Source organism: Streptomyces sp. LZ34 (genome assembly GCF_053890475.1).
Genome location: NZ_CM132680.1, coordinates 1,062,970 through 1,078,076, shown reverse-complemented (window position 1 = coordinate 1,078,076; position 15,107 = coordinate 1,062,970). Strand labels below are relative to the sequence as shown.

The 15,107-nt window shown below is 71.3% G+C and carries 16 protein-coding genes; 8 read left to right on the top strand and 8 right to left on the bottom strand.

Annotation, left to right across the window (positions count from 1 at the left end):
- The first annotated feature begins 11 nt into the window (after positions 1-11).
- Entirely contained in the window at positions 12-617 is a 606-nt protein-coding gene (locus tag ACWY4P_RS03475; RefSeq protein WP_456212794.1) for a TetR/AcrR family transcriptional regulator, read from the top strand.
- A gap of 14 nt (positions 618-631) precedes the next feature.
- On the opposite strand, the gene otnC is transcribed toward ACWY4P_RS03475, so the two are convergent.
- From otnC to ACWY4P_RS03455, 4 genes are all read right to left on the bottom strand, one after another.
- The gene (gene otnC, locus ACWY4P_RS03470) at positions 632-1,276 is read right to left on the bottom strand and encodes a 3-oxo-tetronate 4-phosphate decarboxylase (RefSeq protein WP_456208611.1); all 645 of its coding nucleotides are present in this window, start codon (positions 1,274-1,276) and stop codon (positions 632-634) included.
- On the bottom strand, positions 1,273-2,550 hold the full coding sequence (otnK, locus tag ACWY4P_RS03465) for a 3-oxo-tetronate kinase (protein ID WP_456208610.1): 1,278 nt from the start codon (positions 2,548-2,550) through the stop codon (positions 1,273-1,275). Before otnK ends, otnC begins: the two co-directional genes overlap by 4 nt.
- A gap of 79 nt (positions 2,551-2,629) precedes the next feature.
- Complete coding sequence (locus tag ACWY4P_RS03460; RefSeq protein WP_456208609.1) at positions 2,630-3,715, bottom strand: isocitrate/isopropylmalate dehydrogenase family protein; 1,086 nt, start codon at positions 3,713-3,715, stop codon at positions 2,630-2,632.
- A 46-nt stretch (positions 3,716-3,761) separates the two neighbouring features.
- A complete protein-coding gene (locus ACWY4P_RS03455) occupies positions 3,762-4,178 on the bottom strand; it encodes a hypothetical protein (RefSeq protein ID WP_456208608.1) in 417 nt (138 codons plus the stop codon).
- On the opposite strand from ACWY4P_RS03455, the gene ACWY4P_RS03450 reads away from it, so the two are divergent.
- The 7 genes from ACWY4P_RS03450 (at position 4,162) to ACWY4P_RS03420 (ending at position 9,539) form a co-directional block, all read left to right on the top strand.
- Positions 4,162-5,148 carry a 2-hydroxycarboxylate transporter family protein gene (locus ACWY4P_RS03450; protein ID WP_456208607.1) on the top strand — a complete coding sequence of 329 codons (987 nt, stop codon included), beginning with the start codon at positions 4,162-4,164 and terminating at the stop codon, positions 5,146-5,148. The two genes, ACWY4P_RS03455 and ACWY4P_RS03450, sit on opposite strands and share 17 nt — an antisense overlap.
- A gap of 56 nt (positions 5,149-5,204) precedes the next feature.
- Complete coding sequence (locus tag ACWY4P_RS03445; protein ID WP_456208606.1) at positions 5,205-6,284, top strand: isocitrate/isopropylmalate dehydrogenase family protein; 1,080 nt, start codon at positions 5,205-5,207, stop codon at positions 6,282-6,284.
- Positions 6,281-7,651, top strand: coding sequence for an NAD-dependent succinate-semialdehyde dehydrogenase (locus tag ACWY4P_RS03440; RefSeq protein WP_456208605.1), 1,371 nt, complete (start codon positions 6,281-6,283; stop codon positions 7,649-7,651). Before ACWY4P_RS03445 ends, ACWY4P_RS03440 begins: the two co-directional genes overlap by 4 nt.
- A 95-nt stretch (positions 7,652-7,746) precedes the next feature.
- A complete protein-coding gene (locus ACWY4P_RS03435; protein ID WP_456208604.1) occupies positions 7,747-8,205 on the top strand; it encodes a cupin domain-containing protein in 459 nt (152 codons plus the stop codon).
- Between the two features lie 14 nt (positions 8,206-8,219).
- The gene (locus ACWY4P_RS03430; RefSeq protein ID WP_456208603.1) at positions 8,220-8,516 is read left to right on the top strand and encodes an antibiotic biosynthesis monooxygenase family protein; all 297 of its coding nucleotides are present in this window, start codon (positions 8,220-8,222) and stop codon (positions 8,514-8,516) included.
- 54 nt (positions 8,517-8,570) lie between these two features.
- A complete protein-coding gene (locus tag ACWY4P_RS03425; protein WP_456208602.1) occupies positions 8,571-8,996 on the top strand; it encodes a GntR family transcriptional regulator in 426 nt (141 codons plus the stop codon).
- 90 nt (positions 8,997-9,086) lie between these two features.
- Positions 9,087-9,539, top strand: a complete 453-nt coding sequence (locus ACWY4P_RS03420) for an FCD domain-containing protein (protein ID WP_456208601.1) — start codon at positions 9,087-9,089, stop codon at positions 9,537-9,539.
- Positions 9,540-9,555: 16 nt separating this feature from the next.
- Here ACWY4P_RS03420 and ACWY4P_RS03415 read toward each other — a convergent pair whose 3' ends face one another.
- Genes ACWY4P_RS03415 through ACWY4P_RS03400 form a run of 4 tightly spaced genes read right to left on the bottom strand, consistent with a single transcriptional unit; the run spans position 9,556 to position 15,079 of the window.
- The gene (locus tag ACWY4P_RS03415) at positions 9,556-10,551 is read right to left on the bottom strand and encodes an MsnO8 family LLM class oxidoreductase (RefSeq protein ID WP_456208600.1); all 996 of its coding nucleotides are present in this window, start codon (positions 10,549-10,551) and stop codon (positions 9,556-9,558) included.
- Between the two features lie 28 nt (positions 10,552-10,579).
- Positions 10,580-12,124, bottom strand: coding sequence for a sensor histidine kinase (locus ACWY4P_RS03410; RefSeq protein ID WP_456208599.1), 1,545 nt, complete (start codon positions 12,122-12,124; stop codon positions 10,580-10,582).
- Positions 12,121-12,870 (bottom strand): response regulator transcription factor, encoded by a 750-nt coding sequence (locus ACWY4P_RS03405; RefSeq protein ID WP_456208598.1) that lies wholly within the window; start codon positions 12,868-12,870, stop codon positions 12,121-12,123. Before ACWY4P_RS03405 ends, ACWY4P_RS03410 begins: the two co-directional genes overlap by 4 nt.
- Positions 12,871-12,898: 28 nt before the next feature.
- Entirely contained in the window at positions 12,899-15,079 is a 2,181-nt protein-coding gene (locus tag ACWY4P_RS03400; protein WP_456208597.1) for an ArnT family glycosyltransferase, read from the bottom strand.
- Between the last annotated feature and the right edge of the window lie 28 nt (positions 15,080-15,107).

Sequence of the window (15,107 nt, the reverse complement as noted above, 5' to 3'; positions counted from 1 at the left end):
ACACTCCCGCGGTGCCCGAAGAGGAGAGCATTCTGCTGCGGGGTCTGGAGGCCTTCGCGGAGTTGGGTTACGACCGCGCTTCCGCGCGTGAGCTGGCCCGTCGCCTGGGCGTCAGCCACAACTTCATCAACGACCGGTACGGGTCCAAGGCGGCGTTCTGGCGCGCGGTGGTGGACTCGGCTCTGGGGGCGCAATTGGCGCAACTGCCGCAGGTGGACCCCTCGGTCGACGATGCCGAGCGGTTGCGGCGGATCATCAGCGACTTCTACCGGACCGCGGCGGACACACCGCTGATGGCACGGCTCGTCGTCGAGGAACTCACCCAGGACACGGATCGGTTGGACTATCTGTACGAGCAGTACATCGATCCGACCCTGCAGACCCTGGTGCCCAGCATCGAGCGGCTCGTGGCCTGCGGACGCATGGCGCCCCTCCCGATGCACGTGCTGTTCTTCGCCATCATCGGTCCGATCTCCGGCATGGTGGAGGTGCCCCTGGCACGGCGCCTGGGCAGGCCCGAGGCCACCTCACCGGAACAGCTGGAAGCCACGGCGAAACTGCTGGCCACCCTGGTGGTCAACGGACTGCTCGCGACAGGTTCGGAGAGTCGCGGCTGAACTTCCTGCCGTCGTCAGGATCGAGTGGGCGCGAGCGCGGCGGCCTGCTCGGGGGTGAGGGGCCGGGCGGCGTGTCCCTGTAGGAGAAGGTGCAGTTTGGCGGTTTGCTCGAGTTCCTCGATCGCGTCGGCGGCCGTCTCCAGGGTGGCGCCGGCGACGACGGGGCCGTGGTTGGCGAGGAGGATCGCGTGGTGGGTGCGGGCGGTCCGCTCGGCGAGTGGCTCCAGGCTGCTGTCGCCGGGGGCGTGGTAGGGCAGCAGCGGCAGGGTGCCCACGCGCATCGCGTAGTACGCGGTCAGCGGGGGCAGGGCGTTGGCAGGATCGACGCTGTCGAGGCAGGAGACGGCGGTGGCGTGGGTGGAGTGCAGGTGAACCACCGCGTGGGCGGAGGGCCGGGCCCGGTAGAAGGCGGCGTGCAAGAACGCCTCCTTGGTCGGCCGGGGCCCGTCCAGGTGGCGGCCGGTGAGGTCGGTGCGGGACAGGTCGGCTTCTTCGACGGTGCCGAGGCTGGATCCGGTGGGAGTGAGCAGAAGGTCGCCACCCGCGAGACGGATGGAGAGGTTGCCGGTGGAACCGTGGGTCAGGCCGCGTGTGAACAGAGAGCGGGCGATGCGCACGACCAGCGCGCGGGCGGCCTTCTCGTCGTTGTAGGCAGTCATGTCTGCTCCTTGCCAGTGGTGCTGAGGGCGCGGATGAACAGGTCCGCGGCGCCGAAGTTGCCGGACTTGAGCATGAGCGCCAGATCGCCGGTCTTCGCCGTGGCGTAGGTCCACGGCACTCCGGGATCGGCTTCTTCGCCGACCAGAACCGTGCGGATGCCCAGGGCGGCGGTGACGGCGCCGGAGGTCTCCCCGCCCGCGACCAGAAGGCGTCGTACGCCGCGTTCGACAAGGTGGAGAGCGAGGGCGCCGAGGAGTTCCTCGGCCTGGGCGGCTGCTTCCGCGACGCCCAGCCGGGCCTGGACGGCTGCGAGTTCTTCGGGTGAGGCGGAGGCGTGGATCAGGACGGGCAGCTCGGGGTCCTGGGCGGCGTACCAGGTGAGGGCCTCGCCGGTGACGTCGCGGCCGGCTGCGGCGGCCAGGACGTCGAGGTGGAGAGAGGGCAGGCCGGCTGCGCGGAACCGGGCGATCTGTTCCAGGGTGCGGGCGGAGCAGCTGCCTGCCAGCACCGCGGCCCGTCCTTCGTACGGCACGGGGGCGCTGGTGGCGGGGCCGGCGGCCGGGAGGTACGCGTGGCCGAGTCCTTCGGCAAGCCCGGCGGCGCCCGCGATGACGGGGAGTTCGAGGGCGGCGGCGCCCAGGACGGCGAGGTCGTCGTCGGTGAGGGCGTCAGCGATGATGTGCCGGGCACCGGCCTGCTGGTGCGCGGTGAGGGCGCCGCGGACGGCGTCGACCCCGCGGCGCACGGTCGGCCAGTCGATCAGGGCGACGCGGTGACGGGTCTGTGCGGACAGCAGGCGCACCAGCGCGGAGTCCGTCATGGGGGTGAGGGGGTGGTGACGCAGGGGTGACTCGGACAGCAGTTGGTCGTGGACGAAGAGGTGGCCCTGGTAGACGGTTCGGCCGCCCAGCGGGAAGGCCGGGCAGTGCAGGGTGGCGGCGGCTCCGGCGGCGTGCATGAGGGCGTCGGTGACCGGGCCGATGTTGCCCTGGGAGGTGGAGTCGAAGGTGGAGCAGTACTTGACGTAGATCTGTGCCGCGCCCATGGTCCACAGCCAGCGCTGGGCGGCGATGGAGCCGAGGACCGCCTCATCGGCGGGGGCGGAGCGGGACTTGAGGGCGACGACGGCGGCGTCGCAGTCAGCGGGCAGCGCGGTGGCGGCGTCCGGGATGCCGAAGACCAGAGCGGTGCGCAGGCCGGCCCGCCGGAAGGCGGCGGCGACGTCGGTGCCGCCGGTGAAATCGTCGGCTATGCAGCCGATGCGCAGGGTCATGGTCGTGGTCTCTCCTCGGACGTGCGGGTGGAGCATGGGTCCGGGGCGGGTGGCGCGGGCCCGCCCCGGAGCAGGTGGGTCAGTGCTGGCCGGCGCTGGTGATCGCCTCGATGACGGCGGCGGTGAACTCGGTGGTGGAGGCGCTGCCTCCGAGGTCGCGGGTGGAGGTGCCGGTGGCGATGACATCGGCCACGCCCGTCTCGATGATCTTCGCGGTGGCGGCCAGCGCCTTGTCGCCGTGCTTGGCACCCAGCCACTCGAACAGCATCGCGCCAGAGAGAATCATGGCGACCGGGTTGGCGATGTTCTGCCCGGCGATGTCGGGGGCGGAACCGTGGGACGCCTGGGCCATGGCGGTGGTGGCGGAGGCGTTGATGGACGGCGCGGTGCCCAGCGAGCCGGAGATCTCGCCGGCCAGGTCGGAGAGGATGTCGCCGAACATGTTCTCGGTGACGATGACGTCGAAGTCCTGGGCGCGGCGCACCAGGTGCACGGTCATGGCGTCGATGTGGAAGTCGTCCACCGTGACGTCGGGGTAGTCCTGGGCGACTTCCTGGCACACGGTGCGGAACAGGCCGGTGGTGAGCTTGAGGACATTGGCCTTGTGGACGATGGTCAGCTTCTTGCGGCGCGAGCGAGCCAGGTCGAAGGCGACGCGGGCCACGCGCTCGGTGGCCGCGCGGGTGACGATACCCAGCATGATCGCCGTATCGGGGGTGGGCATGAACTCGCCCGTGCCGGCGAAGGTGTTGCGGTCGGCGTAGAAACCTTCGGTGTTCTCACGGACGATGACCAGGTCGGCGCTGTCGCAGACGGCCTGCGCGCCGGGGAAGCTCTTGGCGGGGCGGATGTTGGCGAACAGCTGGAAGTGCTTGCGCAGGGTGCCCGAGGGGTTGAGGGCGGACTTGTGCGGTTCGGGGTAGCCGACGGAGTCGTGCGGGCCGAGGTACCAGCCGTCCAGACCGGCCAGGGCCTCCTGGGTCTCATCGGGAACCGGGGTGCCGTGCGACTCGATCGCGGCGGCGCCCAGAGGCAGGGGCACCCAGTCGACGGAGACACCAGCGGCCCGGGCAGCGGCCGCGGCGATCTCGACCGAGGAAGGGACGATCTCGGGGCCGATACCGTCGCCCTCCAGGACGCCGAGGCGGTAGGTGGTGGTGCTCATGGTGCGATTTCCTCTCTGGAGAACAACCGGTCGCGGGTGCGGCGGGTCAGGGCGACAGCCGGTGCCGGCTCAGGGCGGCGGCGGCATCGGCGAGGGCGGCCCAGGACCGGGCGGCGGCTTTGAAACTGTCGCCGTCCTGGGTGTGTTCCAGGGTCAGCCACCCGGCGAAGCCGCCCTGGCGCAGGGCTTGCAGCAGGGCGGGCAGCCGGTGGTCGCCGACGGCCAGCGGTCCCCGTGTGGTGGGCGCCGCGAGCTGTAGACAGCCGGTCAGGAGGGCGTGGTCCGTGACGGACTGGACACAATCGACGCCTTCGGCCTCGAGGTGGTGGGTGTCCAGCACCAGTCCGGCCGGTGCGCCGAGCGCGGTGACGGCGGCGAGGGCTTGGCCGGGGGTATGCCATAGGGAGGTGTTGCCGCGCGACTGCGGCTCGAGCAACAGTCGGCAGGTGCTGAGCCTGTTCATCGCCTTCGTCATCGTCGGCAGCATCATGAGCATGGACCGCAGGGTGCTGGTCCGCGGCTTCGCGAAGATCTTCGCGCCGCTGGCCGCCGGCAGCGTCGTCGCCCTGCTGGTCGGCACCGCCGTGGGCACCGCGACCGGCCTCGGCTGGAAGCACACCGTTTTCTTCATCGTCGTACCGATCATGGCCGGCGGCGTGGGAGAGGGCGCCATCCCGCTGACCATCGGCTACGCCGGCATCCTGAGCGCCACGCAGGGCGAGCTGCTCGCCCGGGTGCTGCCCGTGGTGTTCGTCGGCAACCTCACCGCCGTCCTGCTCGCCGGCATCCTGAACCACCTCGGCAAGCGACGCCCCGAGCTGACCGGCAACGGGCGCCTGGACGCGGCGAAGGGACCGGACCTGCTGGAGGCCGCGGAAAGCGAGCGGTCCGGCGCCTCGGTCACCGTGCACCAGGTCGCCGCGGCCGGGATCACCGCCGTCACCCTCTACCTGGCCGGTGTCCTCGCGCTGGATCTCTTCGACCTGCCCGCGCCCGTGGTGATGCTGGCCCTCGCGGTCCTGCTGAAGGTGGTCCACGGCGTCACGCCACGCCTCCAGCGGGGCGCCGGGTTCGTCTACGACTTCTGCCTGGCCGCCATGGCGTTTCCGATGCTGTTCACCTTCGGCGCCACCCAGACCCCCTGGCAGACACTGAGCAAGGGCTTTGCCCCGGCCCCGCTGGTCACTGTCGTCGCGACGGTCTGCGCCCTGGTCGCCACCGGGTTCGCCGTCTCCCGCCGGGTGGGGCTCCACCCCATCGAGGGGGCCCTGGTCACCGGCACTCACAGCGGCATGGGCGGCGCCGGCGACATCGCCATCCTCACCGCGGCCGACCGCATGCGCCTGATGCCCTTCGCCCAGATCGCCACCCGCATCGGCGGCGGCCTCACCGTGACCCTGGCCCTGCTGGCCGCACATTCCACAGGCCTGTGACAGCCCCCGCCCACACCCTCACATCCCCACACCCCCACATCCCCGGAAGGCAATCCGTGAACATCCTGGTACTGCCCGGCGACGGCATCGGCCCCGAGATCACCGCGGCCACCCTCGACGTGCTGAACACCGTGGACAAGCAGCTCGAGCTGGGGCTGGAGTACGACACCCGCGACATCGGCCTCGCCTCACTGACGACGACCGGCTCGACCCTCCCCGACGGGGTGCTCGAGCAGGTCCCACAGGCCGACGGCGTCCTGCTCGGCCCCGTCTCGCACTACGCGTACCCGCCCCGCTCCGAAGGCGGCTTCAACCCGTCCGCCGAACTGCGCACCCGCTTTCAGCTGTTCGCCAACGTCCGCCCCTGCGTCTCCCGCCCGGACCTGAGCATCCTGCGCTCCCCGATGGACCTGGTCATCGTCCGCGAGAACACCGAGGGCTTCTATTCCGACCGCAACATGTACGCGGGCAGCGGCGAGTTCATGCCCGACGCGGACCAGGCGTTCTCCATCCGGAAGATCACCGCCGCGGCCAGCCGGCGCGTGGCCCGCGCGGCCTTCGAGCTGGCTCGGGGACGGCGCAAGAAGGTCACCGCCGTCCACAAGGCCAACGTGGTCAAGCTGTCCGACGGACTGTTCCTGCGCGAGGTACGCAAGGTGGCCGCCGAGTTCCCCGACGTGGAACTGGAGGAGCTCATCGTCGACGCCACGGCCGCGCTGCTGATCCGCAGCCCGGAACGGTTCGACGTCATCGTCACCACCAACATGTTCGGCGACATCCTCTCCGACGAAGCGTCCGAACTCTCCGGCAGCCTCGGCCTGGGCGGCTCCATCAACGCCGGCGACACCCTCTGCGTGGCCCAGGCCCAGCACGGCTCCGCCCCCGACATCGCCGGTCAGGGCATCGCCAACCCCACCTCGCTCATCCTGTCCGCCGCGATGCTGCTCGACTGGCGCGGCCGCCGCGACGGCAACGACCAGCTCGTCCGCGCCGCCGCGCTGATCACCGCCGCGGTGGACACCGTCCTCGACAGCCCCGACACCCGCACCCGCGACATCGGCGGCGCCCTCGGCACCGCCGACTTCGGCGCCGAAATCTGCCGTGTCATCGAGCACACCGGAGAGACCTCCCGATGATCGTTTCCATCAACCCCGCCAACGGCACCGAACTCGCCCGCTACCAGCCGCAGCCGGAGCAGGAGGTCGACGCCGTCCTCGACGCCGCCACCCGGGCCCAGACCGCCTGGCGCCGCCGGCACATCACCGACCGCACCACGCTGCTGCGGGAGATGGCCCGCGTACTGCGCGAGGGCCGGGACACCTACGCGGCCCTGATCACCGCCGAGATGGGCAAGCCGATCACCGAGTCGCTCGCGGAGATCGACAAGTGCGCGTGGACCTGCGAGCACTACGCCGACCACGCCCCCGACTACCTCGCCGACCGCCCGGTCGCCTCCAACGCGGCCGAGAGCGCCGTGGTCCACGACCCGCTGGGCGTCGTTCTCGCGGTGATGCCGTGGAACTACCCCTTCTGGCAGTTCTTCCGATTCGCCGCCCCCGCCCTCGCGGCGGGCAACGGCACCCTGCTCAAGCACGCCAACAACGTCCCGCAGTGCGCCCTCGCCGTCGAGGAGGTCGTACACAAGGCCGGCGCCCCAGACGGTCTGTGCCGCACCCTGCTGGTCGAGGTCGACAAGGTGGCCGGCCTCATCGCCGACCCGCGTGTCGCGGCCGTCACCCTCACCGGCTCCACCGAGGTCGGCGCGATCGTCGCCGCCCAGGCCGCCGCGGTACTGAAGAAGCAGGTCCTCGAACTCGGCGGCTCCGACCCGTTCGTCGTCCTGGCCGACGCCGACATCGCCCAGGCGGCCGCCACCGCCGTCAAGGCGCGGTTCATCAACAACGGCCAGAGCTGCGTCAACGCCAAGCGGTTCATCGTCGAGGACACCGTGGCGGACGAGTTCGCCGAGGCCTTCACCGCCGCCGCGGCGGCCCTGACCGTCGGCGACCCGACCGACCCGGCCACCGCCATCGGCCCCATGGCCCGCGCCAACCTGCGCGACACCCTGCACGACCAGGTCACCCGCACCCTCACCGCGGGCGCCGAACTCCGCCTCGGCGGCGCGGCGACGGACGGGCCGGGCTACTACTACGCACCGACGGTCCTCGACCGCGTCACCCCCGGCATGGCCGCCTTCGACGAGGAAACCTTCGGCCCCGTCGCCGCCATCACCCGCGCCGCCGACGCCGAGGAGGCGATCGCGCTGGCCAACCGCACCGAATACGGCCTCGGCGCCGCGCTGTGGACCGGCGACCTGGACCGCGCCCGCCACCTCAGCCGCGTCCTGGACGCCGGAGCGGTCTTCGTCAACGGCATGGTCGCCTCCGACCCACGCCTGCCCTTCTGCGGCATCAAGAGGTCCGGCTACGGCCGCGAGCTGGGCGCCGAGGGCATTCGCGAGTTCGTCAACATCAAGACCGTGTGGATCGGCCCCGCACAGTAGCCCACCCGACCACCCGCTCCCACCCGACCACCCGCTCCCACCCGACCACCCGCTCCCACAAGAGCCCGCTCCCACCAGAGTCGGAGACACCGCACATGAGCACCACCCCCACCCCCGACCAGCCCTGCTGCGGCACCTTCCCGGCCGTCGTCCTGCGCCCCGCCGAACTGACCGCCTTCAGCCGGGGCGGCGGCGCCCGCACCATCCCCCTGGTCACCCAGGCCGTCGGCGCCGAGGTGTTCCTCACCGGGCAGACCCTCTTCGAGGGCGGCGCGGGCATCCCGCTGCACACCCACAACTGCCCCGAGAGCGTCACCATCCTCGAAGGCGACGCGATCGTCGAGATCGACGGCACGGAGCACCGCGTGACCCGCTTCGACACCACCTACGTGGCCGCCGGCACCCCGCACCGCTTCCGCAACGCCTCGGACACCGAGCCGATGCGGATCCTGTGGATCTACGCCTTCGTGGCCGCCACCCGTACCCTCGTGGAAACCGGGATCACCACCCGCGTCGACGCCGAGCACACCAAGCCCGCCGGAACCACTTGCTGAAGACGGAGAAGAGCATGATCACGGAGATTGCCCAGATCGAGGTCCGGTCCGGCAGCGAGGAGGAGTTCGAGAAGGCCGTGGCCGAGGCCGTACCGATCTTCCTCGCCGCGGACGGCTGCGACGGAGTCGACCTCACCCGCAGCGTGGAGCACCCGTCCCGCTACCGGCTCATGGTGCGGTGGGAAACCCTCGAACACCACACCGTGACCTTCCGCCAGTCCGCCGGCTTCACCCGGTGGCGGGCTCTCGTCGGCCCGTACTTCGCCGCTGCGCCGCAGGTCGAACACGTATACTCCGTCCTTGCCCCATGACCGGCGGCCGGGATCGAACCGGTCCCGGCCAGCTCCGGCCACTCTTGCGGAGGCGTGACCCATGAACCCGCCCACGGCGCGGAAGCCAACCCCTGCGGTGGCGGCGCGGAGCAAGGAGCCACGCCGCTGACGCGCCGGACGGCCGCCCGCATCGTGGAACACATCGGCGCCGACGGGCTGCCGGAGGGCACCCGGCTGGTGGAGCGCAACCTCGCCGAACTGCTGAAGGTCTCCCGCTCGCCCGTCCGCCAGGCCCTGCGGCTGCTGGCGGACGAGGGCGTGGTGGCGCCGGCCGAGCGGGGCGGCTTCACCGTGGCGCTGACCGGAGAGGCCCTGACCCGGGCGGCCGCGGTCCCGCCTGCCGAGGACGACATCGAGGAGACGTATCTCCGCGTCGCGGCGGACCGTCTCGACGGCCACCTGCCCGACCGCGTCACCGAGAACGCCCTCGCCCGCCGCTACGACCTCGCACCGGGCTAACTGGCCCGCCTGCTGCGCCGCATCGCCGTCGAAGGCTGGATCGAACGGCTGCCCGGCTACGGCTGGGAGTTCCAGCCCATGCTCACCTCGATGGACCGATACGAGGACAGCTACCGCTTCCGCCTGACCATCGAACCCGCCGCCATCCTCGAACCCGGCTTCGTCCTGGACCGCCACGCGCTGGAATCCGTCCGCGCCCAGCAGCAGCGCCTGGTCGACGGCGACATCTGGACCATCGGCAACGCTCAGCTGTACGACCTCAACAGCCGCTTCCACGAAGTCGTCATGGGCTTCAGCCACAACTCCTTCTTCATCGACGCCCTCCGCCGCATCGACCGCCTGCGCCGCCTGATCGAGTACCGCCGCTCCCTCAAACGCGACCGCGCCCTCGTCCGCTGCGCCGAGCATGTGCGGATTGCCGACCTCCTGCTGGCGGGAAAGCACGCCGAGGCATCGGAATACCTCAGGGAGCACCTGACCACCGTCAGCAAAGAGAAGACGGACGTGGCCCCCCGAGCGCGCGGAGACGCGGAAGGGCCGTAGACGGTGTGTGCCGGGCTCAGCGCCGCGGCATCGTCGACGGCGTTGCGGCGTGCTGTTTGACGAGTTCGTACGATCGCAGCCGGGCGGCCAACGCGTAGACCGGTGTGACCAGCATCAGTTCGTCCGCGCCGGTCGCGTCCGCGAGTTCCGCCAGGCGTCGCACGACGGTCTCGGGTGTGCCGTGCGCCTGATGGGCCCGGAAGGCCGCCAGCGCCTGCCGCTCCTCCGCGGTGAACGGGTGAGTGGACGCCTGTGTGGGCGAGGGGAACGGGACTTCGCTGTGTCCCTTGAGGAGCCCGGCCTTGACGACGTCCATCGGGCCGGCCAGCCGTACGGCTTCCTCCTGGGTCTCGGCGCACACTGTCTCCACACACACCAACACGCGAGGGTGTTCGCACCACCGCGACGGGGAGAAGTGCGCACGGTAGTGGTCGAGTGCGGCGAGGGTGTTGTCGGGGCGGATGTGATGGGCGAAGGCGATGGGCAGGCCGAGTTCCGCGGCGAGCGCGGCACCGGCGGTACTGGAGGACAGCAGCCACGGCTCCGGGAGCGGACCGAGCGCGACCTCGTCGACCAGGAGCCGCAGCGTTGCTGCCACGTCGTCCCGGTACTCGTCGTCCGTCGTCGGTCCGGCGCCGCGCCGCAGTGCCCGGGCGGTGGACTCGTCGAACGTGCCAGGGCCGCGGCCGATGCCCAGATCGATCCGGTCGGGGTGCAGTGCGGCGAGTGTGCCGAACTGTTCCGCCAGCATGATGGGGGCGTGGTTGGGGGCGAGTACGCCTCCGGAGCCCAGGCGGATGGCCGATGTCGACGCGGCCGCATGGGCGGTCAGGACGACGGGCGGGAACGCGCCGATGGCGGGGGAGTGATGGTGCTCGGCGTACCAGAGCCGAAGGTAGCCGAGTGCGTCGAGACGCTGGGCGAAGGCGGTGGTGTCACGCAGCGTGTCCACGGCTCGCGTACCGGCCTGGACCATGGCGACTTCCAGCGCGGAGAGCGGCAGCTCGATCATGCAGCGAGCATAGGGAGTACCGGTCGCCTCAGGCAGCTGTTCGCCCGGAACCCGCAGGGAGCACGAGCCGGAAGAGGCTGCCGCGGCCCGTGGCGGTCTCGAGTTCCAGCCGGCCGCCGTGGCCCTGGGCGATCGCGCTCGCGATGGCCAGGCCGAGGCCGGAACCGCCGTGGTCGTGGGAGCGCGACGGGTCGACCCGGTAGAAGCGTTCGAAGACCCGGTCGGCCGCTTCCGGGGACAGACCAGGGCCTTGGTCGGCCACCTCCAGCACACAGATCGGGGCCCCTTCCCGCAGCGGTGGCGAGGGACTCGTCCGGCCGGGGCGGTTCGTACCGCCCGTCGTGGGGCCGGCCCCCCCGGTTCCCACGCGTACGTCCACCCTCGTACCCGGCGGAGTGTGCGTCAGCGCGTTGGACAGCAGATTGCCCACGACCTGCCGCAGCCGGTGTGGATCGCCGGTCGTCTCGACCAGTTCCAGTTCCGCCTCGTCGGCGGCCGCCCCGGTGTCGAGGGTGCCCAGCCGGATCTGGTGTCCGTGGCTCTGGTGTGCCGCCGCGCTCACCGAGTCGGCGGCGACCGACAGCAGGTCGACCCGCTCGCTGCGGTAGGCGGGTTCCTTGTCCAGCTTGGCCAGCAGCAGAAGATCGTCGACCAGCAGGCTGATCCGCTCCGCGTTCTGGAGGATCAGCCGGTCGCCCTCGCGCCGTTCGGAGCTCGACCGTTCCTCATGGCGCAGGGCCAGTTCGGCGAAGCCCTGGATGGAGGTGAGCGGCGTGCGCAGTTCGTGTCCGGCGTCGGCGACAAACCGGCGCAGCCGGGCCTCGGAGGACTCACGTTCACGGAGGGCTTGTTCCAGTCTGTCCAGCATCGTGTTCAGCACGGTGCCGAGGCGGCCTGTCTCGGTGCGGGGGTCGGTGTCCGGCAGTCGCCGACTCAGGTCGCTGGCCGTGATGTCCTGTGCGGATCGCTCCATGCGGGTCAGTGGCAGGAGGCCGATCCGGACGACCCACCGGCTGAGTGCGATCAGACCGGTGAGAGTGGCGGCCAGCACGATGGCATTGAGCCACAGCAGCTTGGAGGTCGCACCGTCGAACGTGTCCAGGGGCAGCGCGACGACGTACCAGGTGTGATCGGGGCCCGCCTTCTTCCGGATCCGCCAGCGGCCGTCACCGGAGACGGCCGGAACGGTGGCCGGCCTGCCCTCGGCCAGATGCGACCGGCCGACGGAATCGGGGAGATCCGGCCCCGGAGCCCTGCCGCCGCCGAGAACGCCCCGCTGGTGGCCTGCCGCATCAAAGAAGGTGAGGCGGAAGTCGGAGGGCAGGTTCACCGAGCCGGGGTTCGGAGGCCGGGGCACCTGATCGGGATAGGCGTCCCGGGCGAAGGCCTGCTGTGGCAGGACGAAGTCGCCGAGCTGCTGATCGACGCGGTTGAGCAGCCATGAGCGAAGCACCAGGAATCCAATGGTCTGAGCGGCGAGGACCGCGACGGCGGCCAGCAGCGCCGCACCCCACACCAGGCGGCTGCGCAGCGATCCGGGCCGTCCGGCGCGCAGCCTGATCCGGCGGATCACCCCTCGGCCCGCGGGGTGTGGTCGCGCGGCAGGCGCAGGCAGTACCCCACGCCCCGCGTGGTGTGGATCAGCGGCGGATCGAGGTGGTCGATCTTGCGCCGCAGGTATCTCACATACGTTTCGACGATGCGGCCGTCGCCGGAGAAGTCGTAGCCCCAGACGCGGTCGAGGATCTGGCTCTTGCTCAACACCCGGTTGGGGTTCTCCATCAGGAAGGCGAGCAGCTTGAACTCGGTCGGGGACAGCGGGATGTACTGCCCCGCCCGATGGACCTCGTGTGCCCGCTCGTCCAGTTCGAGGTCCGCGTAGCGCAGCACTTCGGCCTCGTCCTCGCCCGCGTCGTACGGGACATCGTGCCCCGTACGACGCAGGATGGCGCGGATGCGCAGGAGCACCTCTTCGATGCTGAACGGCTTGCCGACGTAGTCGTCGCCACCGGCGCCGAGGCCGGCGATCCGGTCGCCGACCTCGGTGCGGGCCGTCAGGAACAGGACCGGTGTGCGCACGCCGACCGCGCGCAGGCTCCGAGTGACCTCGAAGCCGTCGAGGTCGGGCAGCATCACGTCGAGCAACAGGAGGTCGGGGCGGAAGCGCTCGACCTCCAGCAGGGCGTCGTGCCCCGTGGCGGCGCTGCTCACCTGGTATCCGGACAGGCCCAGGGCCGACTCCAGCAGCAAGCGGATGCCGGGGTCGTCCTCGACAACGAGGATGCGTTGGGTGAGCTGGGTGGCGGGTTGCTCGGCCATGCTGCGTCGTGGTCCGTTCTGCCGTCGCTTACTTCTTGGCGGCGCAGTCGTACAGGGTGGTGGCGATTCCCATCATGCCGGTGGGTCCGGAATCCTTGCTGGTGGAGCCGCTGGTGCTGCCACCGTAAGCGGAGGCCGGGACCTTGGCGCAGTTGTCGCTGAGCCACTCGGAGCGCCGGGAGGCGGGGCTGTCGCCGCCGCCCGCCATCGCACCGAAGCCACCGCCCCGCGAACCTGGGGCGGAGCCCAGGACGTAGCGCAGCTCGCCCTGGCCGGTCCATGTCTCCAACTGGTCGACGGACGGCGCGTTGTCGGTGCCGATGAAGCCGCCCATGCCGATGACCGTGGCGTCGCTGTCCAGGATGAATGCGGACGTGGCGGTGGCGCCCCCTTCGACGGCGAGGCTGATCCGGGCGGAGCCGGAGTGCTCGACCGCGTAGTTGAGGATCTTGCGCTGATCGGCGGTGAGGCCGGTGCCTCCCAAAAGCCGGCCCAGGCCACCCAGGCCTTCCGCGCTGCTGTTGCCGCCACCGCCACCGCCGAAGCCGGGCACACCCGAGGGCATGCCGGGGGGCATCCCGGACGGCATGCCCCCTGGCATGTCGCCCGAGCCTCCGCCGGGCCTGCCACCCGTGCCGCCGCCCAGGCCCTTGGGCAGCTGGAAGCCACCGGGGAAGGAACCCGAGCCGAACGGCATGCCCCCGGCCGGCCCGGCCATGGGGTTGGCGCCGCCCATCGCGGACGTGGACCCGGGAACACTGACCGCCCAGGCACCGGGTGCCAGCAGCACCGCCAGAACGGCGCCACCCAGTGCGACCGGCAGCAGCCGGCGCTGTAGACCCGAGAGCAGCAGGAGCGCGATCGCCCCGAGTCCGACGACCACCACCAGCCACGCCAGCCAGCCGTTCCAGGATGACCGTCGTTCGATCACGACAACTGCCCAGACCATCGTCACCAGTACGGCCCCGGTCCCCGTCGGCAGGGCCCAGCGGGCACCGGCCCGATGGGCACGGGCCAGCGCGGTCGCAAGGCCCGCGGTGAGCGCGGCGACGGCGGGGGCCAGCTGCGTCGTGTAGTACGGGTGGAAAGTGCCCTCCTGAGTGGAGAACACCAGCCCGCACACCACCAGCCAGGTCCCCCACAGGACCCACCCGGAGGTGGCCGGCGGCTCGCCCGTGGTCGTGCCGCCGCGTCGCCGCAGCACCGCGACGGTCACCGCCACCCCCAGTGCCACCCCGCAGAGCGGCAGCAGCCAGCTGATCTGGCCGCCGACCTGGTCGTTGAAGAGCCGGCCGAGACCGGCGGCGCCGCCGAAGGAGACCCCGCCGCCCATACCGCCGCCGGCACCGCTTTCGCCGAAGATCCGGCCGAGCCCGTTGTAACCGACCACCAGGTCCCAGGCCGAGCCGTCCTCGCTGCCGCCGATGTACGGGCGGTCGCCGGGCCACAGCGCCACCATGGCCACCCACCCCAGGGAGGACACCGCCAGCACGGCTCCCGCGATCAGCAGCCGACGCACGCGTACGAGCCAGGTCCCGGCCGCGCCGATCAGCCAGGCCGCCGTGAGGGCCGGGAGCACCATCCAGGCGGCCAGCATCTTCGTCAGGAATCCGACGCCGATCAGGAAGCCACTGCCGCACAGCCACCACAGTGCCGTCCGGCCGGCCGGCGCCTGCAGGGCCCGGGTCAGCGCGTACGCCGCCGCGACCAGGGTCAGCACCAGCAGTGTGTCCGGGTTGTTGTCACGGTTGATCGCCACCGTGATGGGCGTGAGCGTCATGACCAGCGCGGCGAGCAGCCCGGCGCCTTCGCCCGCCCAGCGGCGTACCGTCCGGTGCAGGACGAAGACCGCCGCGACGCCTTCCAGCAGCTGGGGCAGGATCACCGCCCAGCCGTGCAGGCCGAAGATCTTGGTGCTGATCACCTGCGGCCACAGCGCCGCCGGCGGCTTGTCGACCGTGACCACCCCGGCCGGGTCGTACGCGCCGAAGAGGAAATTGGTCCAGCTGTGCCCCATCGACTTCACCGCGGCCGCGTAGTAGCTGTTGCCCCAGCCGAGGGAGCCGAGGGCCCAGCCGTAGAGCACCGCGGCCAGCAGCAGGATCGCTCCGAGTGCGGCCGGGGCGGCCCAGCGGGGCAGCGCACGGGCGGCGACGGGTGGTGGTGCGCTCGCGGGCGTGGTCGATTGCCCTGGTGATGTCTGGGTCATGGTGCGCTTCGCTTTCCTGTTCTTGGAA